We start from the raw sequence: 25,977 nt of genomic DNA, 5'->3' as shown, positions 1-25,977 counted from the left end.
ATTGAATATAGGGCTTCTATCCATTAAGTCCGCTTCTTGTAGGCATCCTGATGTCCGTCTTCAAATCCTTTGGCGAAACCGGTATTATAGCCGATATTAAAGGTTTGCCCAAACTCTGCTTGCTCGTTTTCCTTCTGCGAAAACCGCTTCCTAAGCAGCGGCTTGCGGCGATGGAGCGTCTTTTTGCCAATCGAACTTCTCCGGCTCGTTCGTTTGCGCGATCCCTTCGGACTGTCCTTCGAGCTAGGAGCGGCTTTCCTTTTGTTTTTGAGCAATGGCTTCTCCCCCTGACCTTTGAACGCCATAAACGGGCAGCTTAGGCTGAATCCACGGCTTTGTCGGCTTTCCTCTCCGCTTTGTCCTTCTGCGCCATGCAAGTCCGGTAACCGCCTCTGCAATCGTTTCCTGCAGATCGGTAAGCGATCGCACATTATCGCGAAGAAGCTTAGCTGTACCCTGTGAGCTGCCTGCCACGTCGGCTACGCACTCCAAAATACGGGCAAGCGCCAGTTGGCTTCTTGCAAGCGAAGCTAGAAAGTCCGCTCTCGCCTCACGTTCCGTCCCTATGCTTCTCATTAGTTTTTATCACCGAATGAGATGCCTTTGCCAAAGGAAGCCATTGATTCCCCATCCATCTCAGATTCTTCTTCCTCCCGCTGCAGCACGGCCTTCATTATGGATACAATACCATGATTCAGCTTGGCGATCCCGTCGATTGCCTCAATAACCTGATCATGCATCTGAATAGACTGATCCAGCTGGGCTTGCTGCGAGTTGAAGTTATCGCTATGCAAGTGGTTACAGATCCAGGATCGCATTTTTTCGGCTTCCACCGCTTTGGCTTCCAGCATTATCGCTATATTTTTTTGTATACTAGCCGTTGAGCCAAGCATTCGCAAATACGCATGTTCGCGATTCATCCCAAGCAAAGCCTCCTTATAACCTCATCATTCTTCATCCGCTTCATTTAGCTCACGTATAACGAAAGTAAGCTGCTCAGCAATCGTTTCCTCAAAATCCGCGATGCTATTTAAATAAGCGATGATATTCTGCCCCATCGCCTGCGCATTTTCCAGCACACCGGTTACTCCGCTGAAATTCGGATATTCGTTCGGAAGCGACTGCACGACTTCGGAAATCCGAACCGTCACATGACGTTCTGACTCGAGGATTAGTGCCAGCTTTTCATTGGAATGAGCCATATGATGTATGATTTCCGTAACTCTTTTGTGCATGGAACTCTCCCTCCTTGCTTCTATAACATATGCGTTCCCTGCATTCTTGGTACTCGATTGCAGGCTACAAAGCTTGAAGCAGCTTTATAGGTGCGATTATTGGCAGACCATCCGGGATGGCACTTAGCTCTTCTTCAGACAGCTTCGTTTGCTGATGGGCATCGAGGCCCCAGCCTTCGGCGGCAAGCCTGCTTATAATCGCGCGTTTTTTGCCGTCTTCAAGGTAATAGCTGCATCCGTTCATTCCCTCACATAACATGCCATCTCGCAGCCCCTCATGCACTTCTGCAAGGATTGCGCTTTTCAAAGCAGTCAATGTTTCTGCATGAATGGGCTCGCCCATTGCCCAGCGCCATATGTCGAGCTGTGACAGCCGAATAGCTGTCTCCTCCCAAATCCCATCGATCGGTCTTCTTACGCTATTCTCAATCCAATAGATCGTATCGCCAAGTCCCTTCACCGCCAATTGCTGCGGGTAAAAGGCGGCCTCGCCAAGCTGCTTCCCGCTTGCCTTTTCCAGCTCCTGAAGCCATTTTCCTTGCTTATATGCAGACGCTTCCATGTCAAATATGAAATGATCTATCCCGCTCCACTTATTTGCAAAATAGAGACTCGAATCCTGATGCGCTTTTTCAGTCGAACGACGAGCTGCACTCTCTTCCTCCTGCTCCGCAAGATGAACATAGGCATCTTTCGCATAAACGAGCGAATAGCCCTGCAATCTCACTCGCAAGCCATAATCATCCGCATAAAAAGGCGTTACTTGACAGCCCTCATCCAAATAGCCAACCCTCTCCAACAGCTCGCGCCGAAACAACAAGCAGCTGCCCGAAAGTCGCTCGGCTTGATGCCATCTGGACGAATTGCTTTTATTGTTGACTCTTGTACATTCATACTTATCTTCCAAATCTTCGAATGGCAGCACCATATGCTGCTTTCCGCTCAGTCCATTTGATACCGGTCCTACTATCCCTATGCTTGCATCGCTGTTCAAGCATAGAAGTAAATTTTCAAGCCAGTTTTCGGTAGGCAGAATATGATTGTTCAGCAGCAAAATTGTCGTACCCTTGGCCATCATATAGCCTATGTTCGCTGCGCCTGTAAAGCCGATTGATTCTGATAGAACCCGATATCTCACTTGACCATCCAATTGACTTAAATATCGCTCGATGCCATCCGTAGAGCTATTATCAATAACGATGATTTCATAAGGAAGGTCGGTATGATCCATTATGCCTTCGATACATGCTTTTACCGATTCAACCTCGTTTTCACTCGGAATGATAATGCTAGTGCCTTCGAAATAGGTCTCATAGCTTTCTCTACCAGCCTGCAGTCCTTGCTGATAACCTTGACTCAGGCCAAGCTTATACCTCTCCAACCGTTTTTCCGCGTTATTGCGCGAGGCAGCATTGCTGTTGAGACGTCGAATCGGCCTTTTTTTGCGTCTCATCGCTAATCTCTCCATTCCATCATTTGATCGTTCAGTTCAACATCATATTGTATGTGGAGAAGCTTTATCTGCAACGGCAAGCGTACAACTTATGCAGAAATGAAATCTATTAGATTCCATTTACTGTAAAATAAAAACAGCTGCCCCTCAGGTCTTTACAGACCTCGCGGGACAGCATGCTTCTTGCTTCTATTATGCTTTGCCAATCGCAATCCAGTTGATACTGCCTCTAGGCTCGTGACTGATACGTGTACGGATAATGATGATAGCTGCTTTATCGATCGCTTTTGAATGAACAACGGCATAGCAAGCCGGATTGTCAGTCGTCACCGTTATGACGTAACGATTGTCTGCGAAAGGCTCATCGAATGGAATAATAAGCTCGACTTGCTCCGCTTGAACTTCAAAGCTATAGGGTGACAGCCCGAATTGCTGCTTGATGGCACCGCTGCCTGATGTCGTAATAACAGGCGTAAACCGTAAGGCTGAGAGTTCAATTGATTGCTCTTGTATATGCCTTCCAGCTATGGAGCCATCAGCAATACGCTCCGATTGTTTCGTAGCCAAGCCCAGCGAATATTCCGGCAATAGCCCGACTGCAAGCTTATCCGCCGTAATGCTCCCCGGTGCGATCTGCTCCGTTCCTACGCTTCCTATTGCCAGCTTCGATGATGTTACGCCGCCTGCTGACAGCTGCTCTGTACCTATACTGCCAGGGGCCAGCTTCGACGCTGTTACGCTTCCCGCAGACAGCTGCTCCGTACCTACACTGCCAAAGGCCAGCTTCGACGCTGTCACACTTCCACTCGACAGCTGCTCCTCTCCTACACTGCCGAAGGCCAGCTTCTCAGCAGTCACACTTTCAGCTGCTAGATGCTCCGGACCTATGCTGGCAGGTGCTATCTTCGATGATGAGACGCTTTCGGCTGATAAATGCTCCGTTTCTACGCTGCCCAGAGCAAGATGCAATGAAGTAACGCTTTCGGCTGACAGATGCTCCGTTCCTACGCTTCCCTGCGCTAGCTTCGATGACGTTACGCTTCCGGTCGACAGCTGCTCTGTTCCTACGCTGCACAGCGCAATCTTCGACGTTGTTACGCTGCCTACTGACAGCTGCTCCGTTCCTACGCTGCCTAGCGCTAGCTTCGTCGTCGTTACGCTGCCCGCAGACAGCTGCTCCGTCCCTACGACTCCGAATGCCAGCTTCGACGCCGTTATGCTTCCCTCACCGAGCTGTTCCGTTCCTACACTGCCAAGCGCCAGCTTCGACGAGGTTACGCTCCCTGTAAATAGCTGCTCTGTCCCTACGCTGCCTAACGCCAGCTTCGACGTCGTTACGCTGCCAATCGACAGCTGCTCCGTTCCCACGCTGCCTGGCGCAAGCCTCGACGTCGTCACGCTTCCAGGTGCAAGTCTCGACGATGTCACGCTGCTTGGCGCCAGCTGTTCTGTACCTACGCTCTCGAAGGCAAGCTTCTCTGCTGCTACGCTAGCATCAGCTAATTGCTCTGTACCCACACTTGCTTGCGCCAGCTTCGAGATCGTTACGCTGCCAGCTGCCAAATGCTCCGCTTCCACACTGCCCGGCGCTAGCTTGGATGACGTTACGCTGTCATCCGTTAATTGCTCCGTTCCTACGCTGGCCTGTGCCAGCTTTGAGCTCGTTACGCTGCCGGCTGCCAAATGCCACTCTTCTACACTTCCCAGCGCCAGCTTGGATGATGTTACGCTGTCATCCGTTAATTGCTCCGTCCCTACGCTTGCTTCCGCCAGCTTTGAGCTCGTTACGCTGCCGGCTGCCAAATGCCACTCTTCTACACTGCCCAGCGCCAGCTTGGATGATGTTACGCTGTCATCCTTTAATTGCTCCGTCCCTACGCTTGCTTCCGCCAGCTTTGAGCTCGTTACGCTGCCTGCTGCCAAATGCCCCTCTTCCACACTGCCCGGCGCCAGCTTTGCTGACGTTACGCTGTCATTCGTTAATTGCTCCGTTCCTATACTTGCTTCCGCCAGCTTCTGACTCGTTATGCTGCCTGCTGCCAAATGCTCGTTTTCCACACTGCCCGGCGCTAGCTTCGATGACGTTACGCTGTCATCTGTTAATTGTTTCGATCCTACGCTTGATTTCGCCAGCTTGGAGATCGTTACGCTGCCTGCTGCCAAATGCTTCTCTTCCACACTGCCCAGCACCAGCTTCTCGGCTGTTACGCTGTCATCCTTTAATTGCTTCGTTCCAACGCTTGCATGCGCCAGCTTTGAGATCGTTACGCTGCTTGCAGCCAAATGCCCCTCTTCCACACTGCTTTGCGCTAGCTTGGATGACGTTACGCTGGTTTCAGCTAATTGCTCCGTTCCCACGCTTGCTTCCGCCAGCTTGGAGATCGTTACGCTGCCTGCTGCCAAATGCTCCTCTTCCACACTGCCCGGCACTAGCTTAGAGGATGTTACGCTGTCATCCGCTAATTGCTCCGTTCCCACGCTTGCTTCCGCCAGCTTGGAGATCGTTACGCTGCCTGCTGCCAAATGCTCGCCTTCTACACTGCCCGGCGCTAGCTTTGAAGATGTTACGCTGTCATCCGTTAATTGCGACGTTCCCACGCTTGCTTCCGCCAGCTTAGAGATCGTTACGCTGCCTGCTGCCAAATGTCCCTCTTCTACACTGCCCGGTGCCAGCTTGGATGCCGTAACGCCGCCCTCTGACAGCTGATTCGCTCCTACGCTGCCTTCAGCAAGCCTCGATGTCGTTACGCTGCCTGCTGACAGCTGATCCGCTCCTACGCTGCCAAATGCCAGCTTCGACGATGTAACACTGCCCTCGGCAAGCTGCTCTTCCCCAACCGCGCCTGGTTCGATCTGCTTCGTGCCGATTACATCAGCCGCAAGCTTCTCACGCGTTACGGCACCGTCATTCAACTGCTCTGTTCTTACGCTATTAATTGATAATTGCTTGCTGCCGACCGTCCCTTGCTTAAGCTTGCTTCCCGATATCGTTTCGTCAGCTATTTTATCGAAAGCCAGCACATCGCTGGCCAAATGGGCTAGCGTAATCGTGCCTTTGCGAATGTGATAGCCTTGAATCGTATCCGACTTCAAATGTTTGCCTGCCAGCGACTCCAGCTGAACATGCTCGCTTGATACCGAATCCTGCGCGATCTTTGCTCTAGTTACCGATTCATCCTGAAGCGCCTGCTCCCCAATGCTGGCTTTGGTCAAATGAACGGCATATACCGAGTCCGGTTGAAGCTGCTTGTCGCCTATCGATAGCGGGGCTATTTTGCCAGATGTGACCGCACCCTCCGCGATATGATCCGTCCCGACAGCTTCGCTGCTGAGCGCTTCTGCGCCAACGGAGCCTTTTTGGAGATGTACTGAACCTACACTTCCCTCAGTAAGCTTATCGGACGTAATGGAATCATCAGCCAAATGAGCGCCATGCACGCTGCCTTCCCCAAGGTGAATGCCGAGCACGGATGCGCCCCCCAAATGACGGCTAAGCACGGCTTCGTCGGCGATCTGCTTCGACTGCACTGCGCCGAAAGCAAGCTTAGCAGCTGTAACGGCGCCATCCTGCAGTGTATCAGTTCCAAAGGATTGATCGGCAAGATGGTTGGCTCCAATTGACTTGGCTTCAATATGGGTCGAGCGAATCGAGTCGGGTTGGATATGCTGCGATGACACCGATTTAATCGCAAGATGGCTGGACAATACGGCATGCGGCACAAGCTTGGCGCTCGTTACGCTGCCGTCGGCAAGCTTCTCAGAGGAGACGCTTAAGTCCGTCAGCTTATCGGTCGTGACCGACTCCGGCGAAAGCTTGAGCGAGTTCACGACATGATCGGCTAAATGATGAGAGAATACGCTACCTGCCGCAATATAACGCTCCGTTACGGCACCTAGCGCCAGCTTGCTGCTAGTTACCGAGCCGTCCTGCAGCTTCTCATTATCGACGGAATCTACCGCGAGGTGGCGTCCTTCAATAATTGCCGGCTTTAGATGCTCGCCGTCGACAGCATTCTTGCTAATCGCTTCGCCCATTACGGAGCCCGCCGAAAAATGGTAAGATCTCAGCGCTTCCGGCGAGAGCTTCTGGAAGGTAACTATCTCATCCTGCAAATGCCGCGATTCAACCGAGCCATTCGCGAGAACGGAACCGTCGACGGCATCTGCCGTCAGCTTGCTCCGAGAAACCGATTCGCTGGCTAGCTGTGACATTCCAACAGCCTCAAAGCCGATATGCTCTTCTCTAACCGCTTGAGATGCGAGCTTATCCTCGTTGATGATGCCGTTTTGCAAATGTTCTCTTAAGACGGCGTTTGGAGTGATATGCTTCGTTTTGATCGACTTTGCCGATAGATGGGATTGCAAAATTTGATTTTCGGCTATTTTGTCAGAGATAATGCTTCCATTTCCCAAATGGCGGCTTTGCACCGAATCATTAGCCAGCTTCTGACCGTTCACGCTTTGATCCGAAAGTTTCGATTGCGTAATCGAATGATCGACGATCTTAATCGTGGAGACCGATTGATCCGCCAGCTTCGTCGTGTTGATAGACTGATCGGCGAGATGCTCGCTTGTAATTTGTCCGTTTCCGACGTGTGTGCTCAGAATAGACGCTGCTTGCAGGTGAGATGAAGACACCGTTTGATCCGCCAGCTTCGTCGTGTTGACTGACAGATCGGCGAGATGCTCATTTGTTATTTGACCGCTTCCGACGTGTATGCTCAGAATAGATGCTGCTTGCAGGTGGGATGAAGACACGGATTCGTCCGCCAATTGTTCGGCTTCGACTGCCTTTGCCTGCAGCTCCCTTGTTCCGACTGCGTTTTCTGCCAGATGGTCTGACATGATTTCGCCCGAGGCCAAATGCTTTCCCTGAATGATACCAGCTGCAAGATGCTCTGATAGGAGTACGCCAGACTTAACATGCTCGGAATCAATGGATTCAGCCGCAATTTTCTCGCTCGTAACAGCTCCGTCACGCAGCTTGGAGTGCGTTACCGCTCCTTCGGCGAGCTTCGAATTATGAATACTTTCATTTGCCAAATTTTCCGGCCGGATCGCTCCGCTTTTAATTTTTTCGGCTGTAACCGACTGCTCCGCCAGCAGCTCTGATGTAATGAGAAACGGCTTCAAGTGCTTGGAATCAATCGAGCCTTCGGCAATTTTATCCGGGCTGATTATGCGGTCTGCCAGCTTCTCCGACGTGATGCTGCCGCTTTGAATCTTGCTGCCGGAAATGGAATAATCCACTATTTTGTCACCGGATATCGAATGGTTCGCCAGATGCTCGCCTGTAATCGATTCGCTAGCGATTTTGGACGAGTTAACTGCTCCATCCTCCAGATGAATGGTCTGAACGGCATAATCAGCTAGCGAGCTTGCTTGCACGCTTCCAGTCGACAGCTTGCTGCTGTCAATCGCCCCAGGTGCGATTTTCTCAGCCGTAACGGCTAGATCGACCAAGTCATCTGTATAAATAAAAGCGGGTGGACCCTCTGGCTCCTTTTTCTCCTCAATCCTATCCTGCTTCTCTTCCCATGTGATCTCTTGAATCTGCTCGACAAGCTCCTCGGTTGCCTCCTGCTCTGCTTGCTCGATCGATGCGAGTTCAGCATCAACATCATCAACATCATTAACAACAACTACAGCATCCACATCAACAACATCAACTTGATCAAGGACTGGAGCAACGGCATTAACCGTGGCTTTTAGTTCATTTTCATCCGCAGCTTTGTGTACCTTCTCCTCTGCAGCCTTTAAGGATAACTTGGCTGCTTCTAACGCAGCGGCTTTCTTTTTATTCAATTCGTCCAGCCACTTTAACTCGGAAGTATGCGGATTATCAACATAAAAAAGCGGCTTTCGCCCCTTCGGGCTTTTCCCTTTATTGCTTTTTGTCATAGTCCTCTCCTTCTTCCACCAGAAATGTCATAGGTAATATATGCACATACCCATAGGCTGGCTACTAGGAGCGAAGACAAATATGTATGACTGGCTAAGTCGCATGCAAAAAAAACCGAGGAGTCATGATGCTCTCCGCGGTTTTCACATGTTAATATCCCATTATTTAGATTTTGACAGTAAATAAAGGAAATATGGTGCTCCGATAACGGCAACAACAATTCCTGTCGGAATTTCATTGGGCTGGAATGCCCATCTAGCCAGCGTATCCGCTACGATTACGAGCAATGCCCCAACAAATGCAGAGGTTGGAATTAACACCTGATGCTGCGGTCCAACGAGCCTTCTTGCCAAGTGTGGAGCAATAAGCCCCACGAAGCCAATGCCGCCGCCGACGGCAACGCAAGAACCTGCAAGTCCTACGGCTGCCGCAAGCAGCCAAGCTCTCTCCTTATTCACCTGCGCGCCGAGACCTGCCGCCAATTGATCGCCAAGGTTTAAAGCATTTAACGCTCTCGCTTTATATTGCACGAACGGCAAAATAATAATCAGCCATGGCAGAAGCGCCAATACATATTTCCAGTTCGTGCCCCAAATGCTTCCCGCCATCTAAACGGCAAAAAACTGGTATTTCTCCGGCGTAAGACGCAAAATCAAAATTTGCATCGCTGCGCCAATGCCCGCCGCTACGGCGATTCCGACGAGAATCATCCGGGTTGGCAGCAATCCGCGATGCCGCTTATACGATAGCATGAAAATAATCAATGCCGTGAGCGAAGCGCCTATCAACGCCAGAAAGGGCATCAAAAAGATGGACCCCTTCTCCGTTGTCGGATAGAGGGAGATGAACAAAATAACGGCAAGCCCAGCACCCGCGTTAATCCCGAGAAGTCCTGGATCAGCAAGCGGATTACGCGATATGCCTTGGATAATACAGCCCGATACGGCGAATCCCGCTCCGATCAGGATGGAAATAACAATTCGCGGCAATCGGAAATCAAATAAAATGAGCTCCTGCTTGTCTGTGCCCGCCCCAAATAACGTTTTGAATACATCGAGCGGCGCAAGCCGGATGTAGCCCGTATTCATGCTGATAATAAAGGATAGGATGATAAGCGCGCCAAGCACCGACATGGCGAGAATGGCGCGTTTTCTTCTGCGCTGCTCCGTTGCAGTAATAAATAATGTATCCACCTTTATTCCCCCTTCATCCTAGTTACGAGATAAAGGAAGAAAGGAACGCCTATTAACGCGATAATGATGCCTATCGCCACTTCCTGGGGAGGATTAACCAAACGCCCGCCAATATCCGCAAGAACCATGAGCAGACTGCCTAGAACAGCCGAGCACGGAATAATCCATCTGTAATCCACGCCGACAAGGAAGCGTGATATATGTGGAATAATAAGTCCGACAAAGCCGATTGACCCAACTGCAGACACAGCAGTGCCGGCGAGCAGCAAGACGATAATAACGCCTCCTGCCTTCACCCAGCCTGTTCTTTGGCCAAGACCCGCAGCAACATCATCACCCAAGCTCAACAACGTGATTGAGCGGGATAAAGCGATAGCGCCAAGCAAGCCGCCGATCACCCATGGGGAAATGATTTGAATCTGCACCCATTTTATTCCGGCTACTCCGCCAGCGTACCAAAACGCCAAATCTTGACCGATTTTAAAGTAGAGTGCGATGCCTTCCGTAATCGCAAGCAGCAAGGCGCCTACAGCCGCTCCTGCTAACGTAAGTCTAACTGGCGTTAGTCCGCCCTTCGCCAGTGAACTGATCCCATAAACAAGTCCCATCGAGACAGCAGCGCCGGCAAAGCAAACAAACATAAGCGCTAAGTACGATACCGATGGAAAAAAAGCGAAGCAAATCGCCAGCATGAAGCCTGCCCCAGCATTGATGCCGAGCAAGCTTGAATCCGCCAGCGGGTTGCGGGTCATCCCCTGCATCACCGAGCCTGCGACAGCAAAAGCAGCACCTACGAGGGCCGCCGCCAGCGCACGCGGCATACGGAGCTCTTTAATAATCTGATGCTGTATCTCGTCCCCATTAAAGTGAAATACAGCTTGCCATACGGTGGATAGGCTGATATCCGCCGCTCCAACCGAAATGGATAAAGCGAGTGACAGGATGAGAGCAGCAATGCCCCCAAACAAAATAATAGTGGCCGCCAGCGGCCGCGTGCGCAGCTTTGTGCTTGCCGCCGCTTTCGCATTTAATGAAGAAGACATGCTCTAACTACCCTTCTATATGTATACTTTGATTGAACATAATGGCTCGCAAGCATCGCTCGCAGGTAGCCTCTTTATCAAAAGTAAGTTTTTGGGCATAAAAAAAACCCGCTATATTGATAACGATTCTCGTTTTCAATATAGCAGATTATTTAGCACTTTTCAATGAGTTAATTAAGTCAATTCATAGCGGATCGGTGGGATGATGCGTCAGGCACGGACTCTTCCCGCTCTTGCAGGAACCGTAAAACGATGTGGAGCAAATCGGCTGATGGGCAGCCTCGCCTGCTTTTCTTCCAGCAAATCCGCTACGACGAGCGCCGTAATTGGACTCAGCAATATGCCATTGCGATAATGGCCGATTGCCATAATAACTGCCGGCGTTCCTTCTATCTGACCAAGAAGCGGCAGCCCGTCTCGGGTTGCTGGGCGGAGACCTGCCCAGCTATGCGCGATCTTCCTGCCTTCAAGAAAAGGAAACAGCTGGTTGCTGCTGCGAATCAAGCGTCCAATTCCCCGCTCGGTCACGCTTGTCGCAAAGCCGGCGACATCCTCGGATGCGCCGCATACGAGCCGTGCATTTCGTTTGCCGACCCAATAAGCCTGACTTGCGAACACCATATGGCGCACATCGTCAGCCTGATGCTCGTAGGAGCAAATTTGACCGCGTATCGGATGAACCGGAATGCTGAGACCGAACCACCGCTCATAAGCGCCAGACCAAGCTCCCGCGCACACGACTAGCCGATCGGCGTGAACAAGACTCGCTAAACCTTGAGCCCGAACAGTAACCCCTCCGCTAGGGTGAACAAGCACTTCTTCAATCTCGCCTGCATGCGCATGAATGGCAACTCCCAGCTTGCGGCACGCCGCCGCAAGCGCCGAGACCAGCTTCGGTGCGTAAACGTGGCTCTCTTGCGGCGTAAATACGCCGGCAACCGCCGAATGCGACACCATAGGCTCCAGCTTCCGAAGCTGCGCTGCATCGAGAAGCTGGGCTTTTGCGCCCCAATCATTTTGCCACTGCAATCTTGACGCAATAGGAAGCGCATCCGCTTCGTGCATAAACACGTTAATGCTTCCGCTTTGGACCCATTCTACAGGCATGCCTGACAGCTCCTCGACTGCCTTAATCCACTCCGGATAGCAGCGAAGACTGTTTAAGCACAAGTGAAAGAATTCATCCGGCTGCTCCGTATTTTCCGAATAGGGGGCAAGCATGCCCGCAGCCGCACCCGATGCTTGACCGCCCAGCTCGCTTGGCTCAATAAGCGTTACATGCATTCCTCTCCTTGCTGCTTCAAACGCACAGGACAAACCGATGATGCCGCCGCCGAGTATCATAACGGATTGCGGCATTACTGCTCGCCTCCGCTGCCGAGGCTGGCCGCTGTCTCAAACAAGGAGCCCGCCCACTCGCTGCTTGCTGACGCGTAGCGTTTCTTCGGAATGCGGCCGGCAAGCCTCGCTAGACGGCCTGCTTCAATCGCTAACCGGAATGCGCGAGCCATCATGACCGGGTCCTGCGCCTTGGCGATTGGCGTATTGGCCAATATGCCGTCCGCGCCCAGCTCCATCGCTTCCGCCGCGTCCTTTGCGGAGCCGATGCCCGCATCAATAATGACGGGGACGCTTGACTGCTCGGCAATAAGACCCAAATTGTAAGGATTGAGCAGCCCTAGTCCGGTTCCTATTGGAGAGCCGCCAGGCATAATTGCCGAAGCTCCTGCCTGTTCCAGCCTTCGGCATAGAATAGGATCATCTGAGGTGTAAGGCAGTACGATAAAGCCTTCGCTTGCAAGCTGCTCCGTAGCTCGCAGCGTTTCTACCGGATCAGGCAGCAGCGTGCGGTGGTCGCCGCTGATTTCTACCTTGATCCAATTTCCAAGACCGGCCTCACGTGCCAATCTCGCAATCCGTACAGCCTCCTCTGCCGTTCTTGCACCCGATGTATTTGGCAAATATTTAAGCGCCCTGTCCTCGAAGTGCTGCAGCACCGAATCATCCTCTACGCTCTCAAGATTGACCCGTCTTACTGCGAATGTAATGACTTCCGAGCCCGACGCTTCAAGCGCCTGCTGAAGCACAGCGGGACTAGGAAACCGCCCCGTTCCGAACAGAAAGCGCGACCGCAGCGTATAACCGCCAATAACTAGCGGATCATTCTCAATCCATTCACCCAACTTTGGCTCACCCCCCTCCGATAAAGTGTACAAGCTCTATAGAAGCGCCGCCTTGCAGCTCGGTTTCTGCCCAGAGCGCGCGTTGTACGATCACACCATTCAGCTCTATGACAAGCTTCTTGTTTTGCTGTCCCAGCTCAGCTACCAGCTCCTCGACCGTTTTGGCGCTCGTCTGCTCCTTGCGTCCATTGATGATCAACGTCTTTTGCGCAAAATTATGTTCAGAAGCCAGCTCACAGCCAGCCGCATCCAGTCTCTCCAAGAAGGCGCGGCATACGCTTGCCGGATCTGTATGGCCTACGATAGCGGAGACGGCACATATCCGCTTTGCTCCAGCAGCGAGCACGATATCCACATTGCCTAACGTAATGCCGCCAATCGCAACAAATGGAATCGTGATGTGCCGAGCTGCTTCTGTTACATAGCTAGTGGTGACAGCGGCGCGGCCTGGCTTCGTATCGGTTGGAAACACAGGTCCCACGCCAATATAATCAGCTCCGCTTTGCTCGGCCGCCAATGCCTGCTGCAGGCTATGCGTCGAAATGCCGATGATCCGATTCGGTCCGAGCAATGCTCTCGCCTCCGCAATAGGCATATCCTCTTGCCCTAGATGGACGCCGTCAGCATCCGTTTCCAGAACGATATCCGGGTAATCGTTGATAATGAAAGGAACATTATATTTTCGCGTTAATTGACGCAGCGCCTTGGCTTGCTCCAGCACTTCTTCCCTTGTTCCCGTCTTATTGCGAAGCTGTATGATCTGCGCCCCGCCAATCAATGCCTGCTCCATGACATCTGCGACGGATTTTCCGGGATGATTGCTTTCCGCCGTAATGGCGTATAGCCGAAAATCGCGCCATTTTGGTCTACTCATTAATCATGCACGCCTCTCTATCGTCAGAATCATTTCTTTTTATATCAAATAAGCTTTGCAAAGCCTAATGGCATGCTCAGCATCCGCCGTTCCTTGCACGAGCACCCGTCCATCCGGAAAGAGAATGAGCTGCTCGCCGCATGGGAGCACTGCCTTTACTAAATAGCGATTAACCGTCAGCTTACAGCCCTGCACCCCTAACGACTTCTCTAATGCAGCCAGTTGGAGCGGCTTGCCTAACGTCACCTGTACCGTGTCTCTCCCGCATAGCACGGTAGAGCTGATGACAACCTCATCTTGTATGTCCTTTTCCAACATTGGCTTAGCAGCCCTTGCCGACCCTTCTTCATTGCCGCAATATGGACAGCAGGCGCTTCCGGCTGGCAGCAGCGATTCCCGGAGCCGGAACGACCATAAATCGACGCTTAGCCAGGTTTGGCGTATGGCTCCTTGATTGCCCGTGAGCCATTTGATCGCTTCGGCCGCTTGCAAAGAAGCTACAAATTCTACGGCTGGCGCCAGCACGCCAACCGTATCGCAGGTATCTGCCTCATTTTCCGAATCCTCGGCGCCAATCAAGCAGCGCAAGCATGAGGTTGCACCCGGAATGAGCGTTGCCTGCATTCCTTGCGCTCCTGCTACGCCGCCATATACAAATGGAATGCGCTGCTTGAAGCATAGTTCGCTAAGCAGAAGCCTTGTCGCAGCATTGTCTGTTCCATCAAGCACAAGATGGACGCCGCTTGCCAGCACAGCTGCTTTCGCTGCGTTCACATCCGCCACAGTGGCAACGAGGCTCACGCTGCTGTTGATTTGCCGCAGCTTATTGGCTGCGGCAACTGCCTTGGGCATAACCGCAAGAGCGTCCGCTTCATCGAACAGCATTTGCCGCTGCAGATTGCTGGGCTCGACGAAATCCCGATCGACCAGTCTAACCTCGCCTACCCCCGCCCGAACCATATGCTGCGCAAGCGACGCGCCAAGCGCGCCGACGCCGACAATGAGAACCGACGACTTGGCCAGCTTGCGCTGACCATCCTCGCCGATTGCCGCAAATCTGGTTTGCCTCGAATATCGGTCGAAAAAAACCGGCTCGGTACCATTAGCCATAAATCATGCTCCCTGCCGCCTTGAACGCTTCCGACTTCTCCTTCATTCCCGCTTCAATCGCTTCAGTCGTTTCCATCCCGTTTTGCGCGGCGTACTCCCTAATGTCCTGAGTAATTCTCATGCTGCAAAATTTAGGGCCGCACATCGAACAGAAATGAGCGGATTTGGCCGCATCCGCCGGAAGCGTCTCGTCGTGGTACGCCATCGCGCGCTCGGGGTCAAGCGAGAGATGGAACTGATCACGCCAGCGAAATTCGAACCGCGCCTTGGACAAGGCGTCGTCGCGCAGCTTTGCTCTCGGATGCCCCTTCGCCAGATCGGCTGCGTGAGCCGCGATTTTATACGTAATAACGCCTTCCTTCACATCCTCTTTATTCGGAAGCCCCAGATGCTCCTTCGGCGTTACGTAGCACAGCATGGCTGTACCGAACCAGCCGATCATTGCAGCTCCGATTGCTGACGTAATATGGTCATAACCAGGTGCAATATCGGTCGTTAGCGGGCCAAGCGTATAGAACGGCGCTTCATCGCAAACCTCTATTTGGCGATCCATATTTTCTTTGATCAGATGCATCGGCACATGGCCGGGACCTTCGATCATCACCTGCACGTCATGCTTCCAAGCGATTTTCGTCAGCTCGCCCAGCGTATCCAGCTCGGCAAATTGCGCGGCATCGTTTGCGTCGGCGATCGAGCCTGGTCTAAGCCCATCCCCGAGCGAGAATGACACGTCATAGGCTTTCATAATTTCGCAAATCTCTTCAAAATGCGTATACAGGAAGTTTTCCTTATGGTGTGCGAGGCACCAAGCTGCCATAATCGACCCGCCCCGCGAGACGATGCCTGTAACGCGCTTAGCGGTGAGCGGAATGTAACGCAGCAGCACGCCCGCATGAATCGTAAAATAATCGACGCCCTGCTCCGCTTGCTCGATTAGCGTATCGCGAAATACTTCCCAGCTAAGATCCTCCGCTTTGCCGTTTACTTTCTCCAGCGCTTGATAGATCGGCACCGTTCCAACCGGAACCGGCGAATTGCGGACGATCCATTCCCGCGTCGTATGTATGTTTTTGCCCGTAGACAAATCCATAATCGTATCGGCTCCCCAGCGGGTTGCCCATGTCATCTTCTCCACTTCCTCCTCAATCGAGGAAGCAACCGCGGAATTGCCGATATTCGCATTGATCTTCACGTGAAAATGCCGTCCAATGATCATCGGCTCGCTCTCCGGATGATTGATGTTCGCCGGGATGATGGCGCGCCCTGCTGCGATCTCGCTGCGAACAAACTCTGCGTCCATTCCCTCGCGAATTGCGATATATTCCATCTCCGAAGTAATGATGCCCTTGCGGGCGTAATGCAGCTGCGTAACATTCTGACCGGCTTTCGCACGCAGCGGCTGTCTCACTAGGCCGGGAAACCGCTCTGCCCCCCGCTGTTTTTCCTTATCCTCCGTCAAGAATCCGTTGTCCTCCGGCTTTATTTCACGACCGTCATAATGCTCCACGTCGCCGAGCTCGTGAATCCATTCGCTGCGAAAGGTCGGCAAGCCGCGCCTTACATCTGTTTCTAAGCTCTCATCGGTATAAGGGCCGCTTGCATCGTAGACGCGTATCGGCTCGTTCGGCAGCTCCTCGCCATTTCTGCTTGAGCTTGCCTCCAAAGCAATTTCTCTCATCGGCACGCGGATGCTTTCTTTCGAGCCGGTAACATACACTTTACGGCTGCCCGGAAGGGGCGTTGTCATAATCGCCATAACAAAAAACCTCCTAATGGAATATGTAGAATTCCTCCTGGAGGCATACGCGAGCATATAGGAAAGTTTAACGCACCGCTAACCCACCCACGTATAATCGCTACGTGCACGGCATTCGCTGGAGCGTGAATGAACCGGCTGCACGCTCGCTCAGCGAGACTTGGCGCAGCCCGTTCAACATCAAAAAAACCGCTCCAGCGAGGGAGCGGTCGAAGTGTGTCGTCATGCGCGCAACATCAAACGAAGATTTCCTCCGGCTTGATGCAGCTTTGAAAGTCATTCCTTCCAGCTGGCGTTCCAGCTGGATTCGGCAGAGCTTTCACGCGCAGTTGCATAAACGCACAATCCCACTTTCCTACGCTGGCATAACCCAGATCAGGTTCAAAGGGACCAAAGCATTATGCTTTATCTCAGCCATGACGGCGCCCCTAGTGGATATCCTTGTTAGACTATAACGTTATGCGAAGAAGGGTGTCAACCCTATATTTAACATCCACATGCAAAATTGGACCAACTACATGCCGCTTTCCTTCATCAGCTTCACCCAGCGATCTGCCGTGTGCCGCCATGTGAAGGTCTGCTCGACTCGCTCTCTGCTGCGCTTGCCCAGCTTCTGCCGCAGCTGCTTATCCCGCAGCAGCAGATGCAGCTTTTCCCTCAGCTCCGTTTCAACGCGCGCTTGATTGACTAGATAGCCGGTCTCGCCGCTTCGGATAATCTCCTTCATTCCGCCGGCACGCGTAGCTATGACTGGAACGCCGCAGGACATCGCCTCCACATTGACGAGCCCGAATGCTTCCCTCTGCCCGGATGGAACGACCGCTACATCCGCTACCAGCATCCAGCCCGGCACCTCGGTATGCGGCACATAAGGCACGAACCGAACATGGCCTGGACATTTGCGCCCGAGTCTTTCAAGCATCCGCGCATACGCAGTTTTGCGATGCGAGCCATAAAACGGACTGCCGACGATGACGACAACAAGCTCGGGATGGCTCTTCACAAGCTGCGGGACAATTTTCAGCAAATGGTGTACGCCTTTAAGCGGAATGAGCCTTCCCATAAACAGCACCACTTTTTTACCGGTCAGACCTCTTTTTTTGCGCAAGCTCTCCCTTTTTGCAGCGCCTTCAGCGGAATACTGTGATGGAAAGCGTACCGTATCGACCCCTGGGTAAATGACTCGCATCTTAGATGAGACCTCGGGCACTTTGGACACGACGATTCGCCTAATAAACTCGCTATTCACAATGATTTTATCAGCAGCCTGCAAGCATTGGTGCAGCTTGGCAGGTGAGATATGATTCGGGGAAATAAAAGTGGAGGAATGCAAATAAAGCCAGACTCGTTTGCCTGGATTCATTTGCTTCATGGTCAGCACATATTGCGGACGGTTCTCCACGTCAATGACATGAGGAGAAAACCGCTGCACCGCGCGCCCAACATCATGAATATATCGCTGCTTGCTGCCGGCTGGAAACCGTTCACAAACAACACCTTTAAAATGTCCCTGACGGGGCAGCTTTTTGCTTAATTTTCCATAAATACGCGGCTCTGCATAAGGCATCAGCAATGGGGCGAATTTCTCAACCACCCGCTCAACCGAGCTGCTTCCTTGTGACGGAATTGGAAACGAGCCTGGGGTGACAATCGCTACTTTAATTGGTGCCATCTCTTCGGATGCCTCCTACATGATCTGCTTATTTTGCAGTATCATACGCTCCTAGAAATGTTTTTGACACGGCCCCTACACAGCCTAAAGCTTGAACTTCATTTGGAATAATCCTGCCTTGCGTGCCGCCATGTATATAATAACGACTAAGGGTCCAATAAATACGCCGATTACGCCAACCAGCTTGAAGCCCACATATAAGCTAATGAGCGCGGACAACGCCCCGATTCCGACGGAATCGCTAAGAATTTTCGGCTCCACGATGCGGCGGAACACTGTAATAACGAGGAAGAGCACGATAAGCCCGACACCCACATACATATTGCCGGTAAGCAACAAATAACTTCCCCAAGGGACAAGCACTGAGCCTGTTCCAAGAATCGGCATAATATCAACGATGATGATAAGCAATGCGATCGCCAGCGGATACTTCACATTAAGCACCAGCAAGCCGAGCAACGAAATAATGTATGTAAGAGCACTCAAAATAAACTGCGAGCGCAGAAAGCCGAAAATCGACTTTTTGAGATTGTTAAGCAAATCATTTACTTGCGGCTGCGACTTCTCTTCAAACAATGACAGGACGGTCGCCTTCATCGTATTCAGACTGAAGCTCATCATATATACCGCCACCAAGAAAACGATAAAGAAGATAAACATGCCAGGAATGCTGGAAGCGAACGCAATAACGGAATTAGACAAGGTGCCTACCATTTTGGTCAGCGTGCTCGTTAATCCCATTAGCCAGTTTTCCAGCGTTTCAATCGCATCGGGCGGAAAATTTTGATATAGCGATTGCACCTGCACCATAAGATCGTCAACCATTTCATTCGCATTTTCAAAATAGTTCGGCACTTTTTTGAAGAAAGCGATAAGCTCAGCTACAACTTTGACGCCAAGCAGCGCGATTAAGCCTATGAGAATAATTGTGAACAAGCTGCTTGATATCGTAGCCGCCACTAGCCGATTCATTCGAAACTTATTCATAAACATCTGATTAAGCGGCTCTAGAAAAATAGCTACAACAAGCGCGAGCAAGAACGGCGCTCCAACTGTAAAAAACAAGTAGAGCAGCAGCAATCCTAACCCGATAAATATGATTGTCTTGATCGACAACAGCTTCTCCTCCTCTCTCTTATTCTATATGCGTATTAATTCTCTATTAAGCCTAGCCTGAATAAATGGCTCTCCTGCACGCTAGTCGATTACCGCGCCGCGCTCATGGAAATCAACAGCCTTATAGTACATATCCTTAACGAGTAAATTCGGTCCGCAGCATGCTGCAGCGGGACAATGGCAATTTACGCTTTGAGCAAGTGAATGACCGAGCCATTTATCGAATAAATCCTCCAGCTTCGAGGTGCCAATGTTGCCAAAAGCAGGAACGTCGGAGAAATCTGTTACGAATACATCGCCTGAAAACAAATTGACGTTTAACCGATTGCGGCCGTCCGGATCGTTGCGAATCGTCACATTCGGCTCTTCCGTTAATCTTCTCAGCAGCTTGCGCTCGAGAGGGTTGTCGCTGCATTGGTAGAATGGCAGCGTTCCGAACAGCATCCAGATCGATTTGTCTCTCGCCTTCAGCAGCCTATCGATAGCCTCCAGCATTTGCCCGCGAGTAAGCACCGGCAAATCCTTCGCGAAGGAGCTTGGATACATCGGATGAACCTCATGCCGCTGACAGCCCATTTCCACGATCAGCTTATGGATTTCGTCGATTTTGTCATATGTTCTGTAATTGATCATCGATTCCGCAGAAACGAGTACGCCGGTCTCGCTGAGACGACGCGTATTGTCGATCATTCTTGCGTAAAGCTTGGTTGCCGCCTCTAGCGACACATGATGCCCTGCTTTAGCAAATCCGATTTGGTGAAAATCTTCCGGAGACGTATAGTTAAATGAAATGTGCATAACGTCGAGATAAGGGGCAAGCTGCTCATAACGGCTATAAGGAAGCGTTACATTCGAGTTGATTTGAGAGCGAATGCCGCGGCTTCGGGCATATTGAAGCAGCGGTACCATATAGTCGCGTACCGTTCGATCAGAGAAGGAGGGCTCACCGCCTGTAATGCTGATCGTCTCTAAATGCTCCACTTCGTCCAGTCGGTCCAGCATCTGCTTAAGCGGCAGCTTGGCGGGTTCGGATATTACGAGTGTATCACCAACGGCGCAATGCTCGCACCGCATATTGCAGAGGTTCGAAACGGTCATTTCCACGCTTGTCAAACGATGTCTTCCATATTGCTGCAGCGAACGAATGGGATCCCACGGATCATTCATTGGCGATAATGCGGATAGCGGTCTACTCGTTTGTTGCAAATCTATTGTATTCATTTTCTTCAGCACCTGACTTATTATCTGGAATGAAACATTCTTGCTTTATTGTAATGCGAGGTTGCGAAGGAAGCAAATAAAACGAAGAAAAAGAAGAAAAAAGGAGCCCTCGGCTCCCCATGCTCAAAATCATTTAAATACCAGAGGCATGCTGTACATCAGTAGAGTCATCATTCACGCTTACGATCATCATCGTCAGCTGCTTCGACAAATCAACTTCATACGGGCTTGCAAGCTCTTCCCCAGCTTCATTATACAAGATGCGAACAATCGGCCTATGCGGATAAGAGTGATTAAGATCCGCGACAATACCCGATACGCCCGATTGCAGCTTAACCGTTATCCCGATTGGATAAATAGCGACCTTATCACGGAACAGCTGAACCATTTTTTGCTCATAGAGTGTTCCCGTTCCCGCGTACAACCGCTCAATCGCATCATGGGGAAGCATTGGCGAGCTATAGACCCGGTTTGTTGTCATCGCATCGTACGAATCAACAAGTCCGATCCACTTTGCATAATCATGAATCTCATTGCCCTTGATTCCGCGCGGATAACCGCTTCCGTCAATCCGCTCATGATGCTGGAAAGCACAGTGGGCTACCAGCAGCGGAAGGTTAGGCTCATCCTTCAATAGCTCGTAACCGATTTTGGCATGCTGCTTCATCGCCTCGAACTCCTCTTTCGAGAGGGATCCGGGCTTTCTTAGTACATCGATCGCAATTTGTGTTTTGCCGATATCATGCAGAAGCGCGCCCATGCCAAGCGTCGTAAGCTCATCCTTCGAGTATCCGTTCGACATGCCTAGCAGCGTCGTATAGACGCAAACATTCAAGGAATGCTGATACAAATAATGATCGACGGAGCTCATGTCCATCAGCATGATCATGGCGTCCTGGTGGCTAGATAGATCATCGATGATCATACTCATCATTTGCTTGAATGGCTGGGCGATGTAAGGATAGGTGACGCCCTTCTTCCGCTTCGGGCGATCCATCATCTCACGGAAACTTGTGCGAATTTCTTTGAGAGAGGACTTTAACGTTTCCTCGCTGATTAAGGAAGGCAGTACAATATCTTCCGTTCTCGGATCTGAAATATACACATATTGAATCCCGCATTGCTCCAAGCGGGAAATTAGACGATCAGACAACTCTATGTTTTCGCCAAGAAGGACGAGACCCTCCTGAGAAAATATTTTTTTGGCAAGCTTCATACCTGGCCTGCATTTCGCAATTGGCAACAAACGCATTTTCTCGGTCCTTCCCCATAAAAAAATATGCTAACTATTACATCGGAAAAAGCCGTTCGTAATGTTAATGTACGAGAAAAACGAGAAAACCGCAACCATTTTATACTATTTTTTCGACAAATTTTGTCGAAAAAGACAATGAATTTACTATTTCGTTACATCATTCCACCGCATTTGACGGCATTCGGCAATAGCGGAAAAATCTTGAAGCTGTTCGGCAATGACGTCTCGAATAAATTCAGGCAAATAAAAGGTGGATTGAATGGCGTTGGCCAATGACACATAACCTGCCTTAAAGCTGAACATATCAATCGTGCCAAGCGTATAAATCCGTTCATCTTCAAGCGGAGCCCCGTTTACAGCTGCTTGGATGAGCCTGTTCATCGGAGGCCTTGTTGAATCATAAGTGACGGTCAAGCCAGCAATGGCAAGCATGCCAAGCACTTCGCCGCGAAAGCCATAGCCTTTGATTGGCTTGTGTATAAATTCAGGCAGGAGCGATTGCTCCAGCGCTGTCCTTATGTCTGCTCCTGCGATCGTCATTTTGCATGGATTGATCGGCGACGGGCAGAGAGCATGCAATTCGCCTGCTGTCACGTCTCCATGCGCGAGGCCGCCAAGCAATTGACCCGCATTGACGATGCCAATCTCGGCATCCGCCCAGCGCCGCAAGCCAGCGGCTAGCAGGTTGGTGAGCGGCGATTCCCGGTCAATTCTGGCAGGCAGCGGTTCTGCAAGGTGTGCGACCACCCGGCTCAGTCGCTGCTGGCCCGAATTGCGATAGCTGCTAATGATGGCGGAAGCATCTGGATGCTCCTCAAAAGCGGACGTAGGCACGCACGCAGCGCGGAACTGAGGACGGGCAGATACCGAGTCGAACCCGATTTCTACCCGTCCGATGTACTCCCCGAACTTGCCGGCTGCGCAAATGGTCGTGTCGCCGATGACAATCGGTTCCTCTAATAAATGATGGGTATGCGCTCCCAAAATGAGATCGATACCCAGCTGCTTCTCCGCTATTAGACGATCCGAGGTTATACCAAGATGAGACATCACGACCAAAACATCAACATGCTCTCTCAGCTTGAGAGCCTGCGCCTTCAACTCTTCAAAGGGATCTGATACATGCCAGCCAAGCAGCGAATAAAAATCATTGTAAGCTGCAGTCACGCCTATGATCCCGATCCGCAGTCCATTTTTATCAATGATCGTGCTCGGAAGCAGCCAATCAGGTCGCTCGCCAGTTGCCGAATCGCGCATATTGGCACACACGACTGCAAAATTCGCGCGATTAACGTATGCGTCTGCTATCGTTTGAAAGGAATAAGTAAGTCCTTCATTATTGCCAAGAGTAATGACTTCATAGCCTGCATCATTCAACAGTTCTACATTTACGATTCCATCGCTGCCTTCCGTTTCTATCCGCATCCGATCCATATGATCGCCACAGTCGACGGTTAACACTTTATCGCTACCGTAGGTCCGCCGCTCCTCCGCGATGAAGGAAGCTATTTTGGCGGCATGCTCCAGACGGCTATGTATATCATTGCTATGAAGGAGCACTACCCGTGTATGAAAGTTGTCTGTCAAATTCATGCACGCCTCCTCATTGCTTCGTCTAAGCGCCGCAAAGTCGCTTTATCTGTTCTTACGCAATTCATCAGCAGAAAATGTATGCTTAAATCCATAAGTCGCTTGTTCTTGTTCAATTCCTGTATGATTCTCTATCTTAAGCTTGACAATACTTTTCACATTTAAGCATTTGCTGCTTCCGTTAGGCACATAAAGACGAATAGGCCCTGTCTTCTTCAACGGCTCGCCGTCTAGCTGAAATAATACAGCGGCTTGATCAAGCTGCTCCCAAGGGATCTTAGCTTCAAAAGTATCCGCAGCCTCAACAATCAAATGAGTGGGCTTGATTGCTGCCCCAGCACCGCCAGCATGCCGGAGCCACCCCGAATACCAGCTATGCCAATCAAACGCTTCTCCTGCCGTCTCTGGCACTCTATCCGCTATTGAAAAGCTTGCTCCTGCAACTTTAGCCATCTCGGCTGGGCTTGTCATAGACAAGCCCAGCTCAAAATGCTCGATTATGATCTCTTGCATCGGTATTCTTCAGCCCCCTATTTGCGACATGCGCCTCTCCGTTGGCATGTGAGATAGAACGCCATCCGCCAGCTTTGCCGCCATCTCATGATTTTCCGGCTTGATATCCATCGCTCTAAGCAGCAAGCGCTGCATTTCTTCAGGATGGCCGAAGGCATGCTTCACATTCAATTCATCCACCCAATAAAGGCATGGCTTAATTGAACCGTCAGCCGTTAAGCGCAGCCGATTGCAGTTGCTGCAGAAATGATCGCTTATCGGGTGAATGAGTCCGAATGAACCTCGTCCGCCCTCCATTTGCCAGTCGTCGGAAGGTCCGTTGCCGTGCACATTAGGCCCGCGGCTAATCGCATAACCCTCTTGCTCCGCTACTTCCAGTACGCGGGAAAGCGGCAAATAATGCTTTTTCCAATTTTCATCGGCATGACCAATCGGCATATATTCTATAAATCTGACATGCATCGGCTGCTCGTAGGCAAGCTTAAGAAATGCGGCAATTTCGTCTTCGTTGACTTCCTTTAGAAGCACGCAGTTCAGCTTGATTGGATCGAATCCTGCTGCTGCAGCTGCTTCGATTCCCTCCATCACTCGTTTTAATTCTCCACGTCTCGCAATAAAGCGAAATCTAGCAGGATCTAACGTATCCAAACTTATATTAACGCGATTCAAGCCTGCTGCTCGAAGCGCTTCTGCTTGCTTGGCTAGAAAAATAGCATTGGTCGTTAATGCAATATCACGAATGCCGGAAATGGCAGATAATCGGCTAATCAAACCGTCCAAACCAGGGCGAATCAGAGGTTCTCCGCCCGTAATGCGCAGCTTTGTAATGCCAAGCGCCGCACCGGCTTCGACCACCTCTACAATTTGATCGTAGGATAACAGATTTTCAGAATCCGTGAATTCCATTCCTTCCTCAGGCATGCAATACAAGCATCGCAAATTACATCGATCGGTTACTGAAATCCGCAAATAATCGTGTACCCGTCCAAAACGATCCGTCAATGTCGGCATGAATCTCACTTCCTTTCTGTCTACGTATCAGCATAACATTTTTTTTTGATTTATGATATTCTATAAACAGCTTTGAGCCTAAATGATGAGAGGTTTTATACCATGAAATATTGTTGGTCAATCAAACTATTTGCCGGTCTTCCCGAGCGTCTCGGAGTCCCGTCCATAACGCTGCAATCCGGTGTCGATCGGATGAGTGCAGCCGAGCTGAAAGCTGCTATTTCTGCTGAATTTGCAGATCATAAAGCATTAATTCATATTTCGTTTATTGCCCGAAACCATGCCTACGCATCCGAGGATACGATTCTGCATGCATCGGATGAGCTTGCTCTGCTTCCCCCAGTCTCCGGCGGTGAGGAGCAGCAGAAGCCTGTCCGAGATGCTGCTCCGCGATTTGTCGTAACTTCCGGAGTCATTAGCACAGATGATGTGCTTGCTAAAGTTATTGTGCCTGAGCACGGCGCTGCCATCGCTTTCGTTGGAACAACGCGCGAATGGACGCATGGTCAGCGTACAGTCAGGCTGGAATATGAGGCCTACGCTCCAATGGCCGTTGCGACCATGCAGCAAATCGGCGATGAAATCGCTGAGCGCTGGCAAGGCGCTCTGTGTGCGATCAGCCACCGCATTGGAGTAGTCGGTTTAGCGGAGACCAGCGTCGTTATCGCGGTATCGTCACCACATCGAGATAGCTGCTATGAGGCGAGCAGATATGCCATTGAACGTCTAAAACAGATCGTGCCTATATGGAAAAAAGAGATTTGGGAGGACGGCTCCGAGTGGAAGGGTCATCAGCTCGGACCTTGGAACCCTACTGAACAGTTATCCGATTTTTAACGTAATTATGACT

At 51.0% G+C, this 25,977-nt stretch carries 20 protein-coding genes, 1 pseudogene and 1 riboswitch; of the genes and pseudogenes, 1 reads left to right on the top strand and 20 read right to left on the bottom strand.

Going from position 1 to position 25,977, the window contains the following annotated elements; genetic code table 11:
• Positions 1 to 23 precede the first annotated feature (23 nt).
• The 20 genes and pseudogenes from AC1TPC_RS17320 to moaA form a co-directional block, all read right to left on the bottom strand.
• Positions 24 to 275 (bottom strand): hypothetical protein, encoded by a 252-nt coding sequence (locus tag AC1TPC_RS17320; protein ID WP_482068063.1) that lies wholly within the window; start codon positions 273 to 275, stop codon positions 24 to 26.
• Positions 244 to 576 carry a hypothetical protein gene (locus tag AC1TPC_RS17315; RefSeq protein ID WP_482068062.1) on the bottom strand — a complete coding sequence of 111 codons (333 nt, stop codon included), beginning with the start codon at positions 574 to 576 and terminating at the stop codon, positions 244 to 246. The genes AC1TPC_RS17320 and AC1TPC_RS17315 overlap by 32 nt, the downstream gene beginning before the upstream one ends.
• Positions 576 to 920: an alpha-helical endospore appendage domain-containing protein gene (locus AC1TPC_RS17310; protein ID WP_482068061.1), complete on the bottom strand. Its 345-nt coding sequence runs from the start codon at positions 918 to 920 to the stop codon at positions 576 to 578. The genes AC1TPC_RS17315 and AC1TPC_RS17310 overlap by 1 nt, the downstream gene beginning before the upstream one ends.
• Positions 921 to 947: 27 nt before the next feature.
• Positions 948 to 1,235: a nucleoside-diphosphate sugar epimerase gene (locus tag AC1TPC_RS17305; protein WP_482068060.1), complete on the bottom strand. Its 288-nt coding sequence runs from the start codon at positions 1,233 to 1,235 to the stop codon at positions 948 to 950.
• Positions 1,236 to 1,299: 64 nt separating this feature from the next.
• The gene (locus AC1TPC_RS17300; RefSeq protein WP_482068059.1) at positions 1,300 to 2,688 is read right to left on the bottom strand and encodes a glycosyltransferase family 2 protein; all 1,389 of its coding nucleotides are present in this window, start codon (positions 2,686 to 2,688) and stop codon (positions 1,300 to 1,302) included.
• Positions 2,689 to 2,880: 192 nt separating this feature from the next.
• The gene (locus AC1TPC_RS17295; protein ID WP_482068058.1) at positions 2,881 to 8,589 is read right to left on the bottom strand and encodes a WIAG-tail domain; all 5,709 of its coding nucleotides are present in this window, start codon (positions 8,587 to 8,589) and stop codon (positions 2,881 to 2,883) included.
• Between the two features lie 162 nt (positions 8,590 to 8,751).
• Positions 8,752 to 9,723 (bottom strand): annotated as a pseudogene (locus tag AC1TPC_RS17290) (FecCD family ABC transporter permease).
• A gap of 62 nt (positions 9,724 to 9,785) precedes the next feature.
• The gene (locus AC1TPC_RS17285) at positions 9,786 to 10,826 is read right to left on the bottom strand and encodes a FecCD family ABC transporter permease (protein ID WP_482068057.1); all 1,041 of its coding nucleotides are present in this window, start codon (positions 10,824 to 10,826) and stop codon (positions 9,786 to 9,788) included.
• A gap of 210 nt (positions 10,827 to 11,036) precedes the next feature.
• The gene (gene thiO, locus AC1TPC_RS17280) at positions 11,037 to 12,185 is read right to left on the bottom strand and encodes a glycine oxidase ThiO (protein ID WP_482068056.1); all 1,149 of its coding nucleotides are present in this window, start codon (positions 12,183 to 12,185) and stop codon (positions 11,037 to 11,039) included.
• Positions 12,185 to 13,009 (bottom strand): thiazole synthase, encoded by an 825-nt coding sequence (locus AC1TPC_RS17275; protein ID WP_482068055.1) that lies wholly within the window; start codon positions 13,007 to 13,009, stop codon positions 12,185 to 12,187. The genes thiO and AC1TPC_RS17275 overlap by 1 nt, the downstream gene beginning before the upstream one ends.
• Positions 13,010 to 13,016: 7 nt before the next feature.
• Positions 13,017 to 13,883 carry a thiamine phosphate synthase gene (gene thiE, locus AC1TPC_RS17270; protein ID WP_482068054.1) on the bottom strand — a complete coding sequence of 289 codons (867 nt, stop codon included), beginning with the start codon at positions 13,881 to 13,883 and terminating at the stop codon, positions 13,017 to 13,019.
• A 39-nt stretch (positions 13,884 to 13,922) separates the two neighbouring features.
• Positions 13,923 to 14,993 (bottom strand): ThiF family adenylyltransferase, encoded by a 1,071-nt coding sequence (locus AC1TPC_RS17265; protein WP_482068053.1) that lies wholly within the window; start codon positions 14,991 to 14,993, stop codon positions 13,923 to 13,925.
• Positions 14,986 to 16,749 carry a phosphomethylpyrimidine synthase ThiC gene (gene thiC / locus AC1TPC_RS17260; RefSeq protein WP_482068052.1) on the bottom strand — a complete coding sequence of 588 codons (1,764 nt, stop codon included), beginning with the start codon at positions 16,747 to 16,749 and terminating at the stop codon, positions 14,986 to 14,988. Before thiC ends, AC1TPC_RS17265 begins: the two co-directional genes overlap by 8 nt.
• Before the next feature lie 335 nt (positions 16,750 to 17,084).
• Positions 17,085 to 17,189, bottom strand: a riboswitch (TPP riboswitch).
• A gap of 74 nt (positions 17,190 to 17,263) precedes the next feature.
• Positions 17,264 to 18,421 carry a glycosyltransferase family 4 protein gene (locus AC1TPC_RS17255; RefSeq protein WP_482068051.1) on the bottom strand — a complete coding sequence of 386 codons (1,158 nt, stop codon included), beginning with the start codon at positions 18,419 to 18,421 and terminating at the stop codon, positions 17,264 to 17,266.
• A gap of 84 nt (positions 18,422 to 18,505) precedes the next feature.
• Positions 18,506 to 19,537, bottom strand: coding sequence for a sporulation integral membrane protein YtvI (gene ytvI, locus AC1TPC_RS17250; RefSeq protein ID WP_482068050.1), 1,032 nt, complete (start codon positions 19,535 to 19,537; stop codon positions 18,506 to 18,508).
• Positions 19,538 to 19,618: 81 nt separating this feature from the next.
• Positions 19,619 to 20,758, bottom strand: a complete 1,140-nt coding sequence (gene yfkAB / locus AC1TPC_RS17245; RefSeq protein WP_482068049.1) for a radical SAM/CxCxxxxC motif protein YfkAB — start codon at positions 20,756 to 20,758, stop codon at positions 19,619 to 19,621.
• 133 nt (positions 20,759 to 20,891) lie between these two features.
• Complete coding sequence (locus AC1TPC_RS17240; RefSeq protein ID WP_482068048.1) at positions 20,892 to 22,010, bottom strand: HD-GYP domain-containing protein; 1,119 nt, start codon at positions 22,008 to 22,010, stop codon at positions 20,892 to 20,894.
• A gap of 147 nt (positions 22,011 to 22,157) precedes the next feature.
• Positions 22,158 to 23,606 carry a bifunctional metallophosphatase/5'-nucleotidase gene (locus AC1TPC_RS17235; protein ID WP_482068047.1) on the bottom strand — a complete coding sequence of 483 codons (1,449 nt, stop codon included), beginning with the start codon at positions 23,604 to 23,606 and terminating at the stop codon, positions 22,158 to 22,160.
• A 42-nt stretch (positions 23,607 to 23,648) separates the two neighbouring features.
• Entirely contained in the window at positions 23,649 to 24,116 is a 468-nt protein-coding gene (locus AC1TPC_RS17230) for a hypothetical protein (RefSeq protein ID WP_482068046.1), read from the bottom strand.
• A gap of 9 nt (positions 24,117 to 24,125) precedes the next feature.
• Positions 24,126 to 25,127 (bottom strand): GTP 3',8-cyclase MoaA, encoded by a 1,002-nt coding sequence (moaA, locus tag AC1TPC_RS17225; protein WP_482068045.1) that lies wholly within the window; start codon positions 25,125 to 25,127, stop codon positions 24,126 to 24,128.
• A 102-nt stretch (positions 25,128 to 25,229) separates the two neighbouring features.
• Here moaA and AC1TPC_RS17220 point away from each other — a divergent pair, with 102 nt between their 5' ends.
• Complete coding sequence (locus AC1TPC_RS17220; RefSeq protein WP_482068044.1) at positions 25,230 to 25,964, top strand: molybdenum cofactor biosynthesis protein; 735 nt, start codon at positions 25,230 to 25,232, stop codon at positions 25,962 to 25,964.
• Positions 25,965 to 25,977: the final 13 nt, after the last annotated feature.

This window comes from Paenibacillus sp. Y280, from assembly GCF_056786335.1.
The sequence above is the reverse complement of the archived record's forward strand: the minus strand, read 5'-3'. Positions and strand labels throughout refer to the sequence as shown.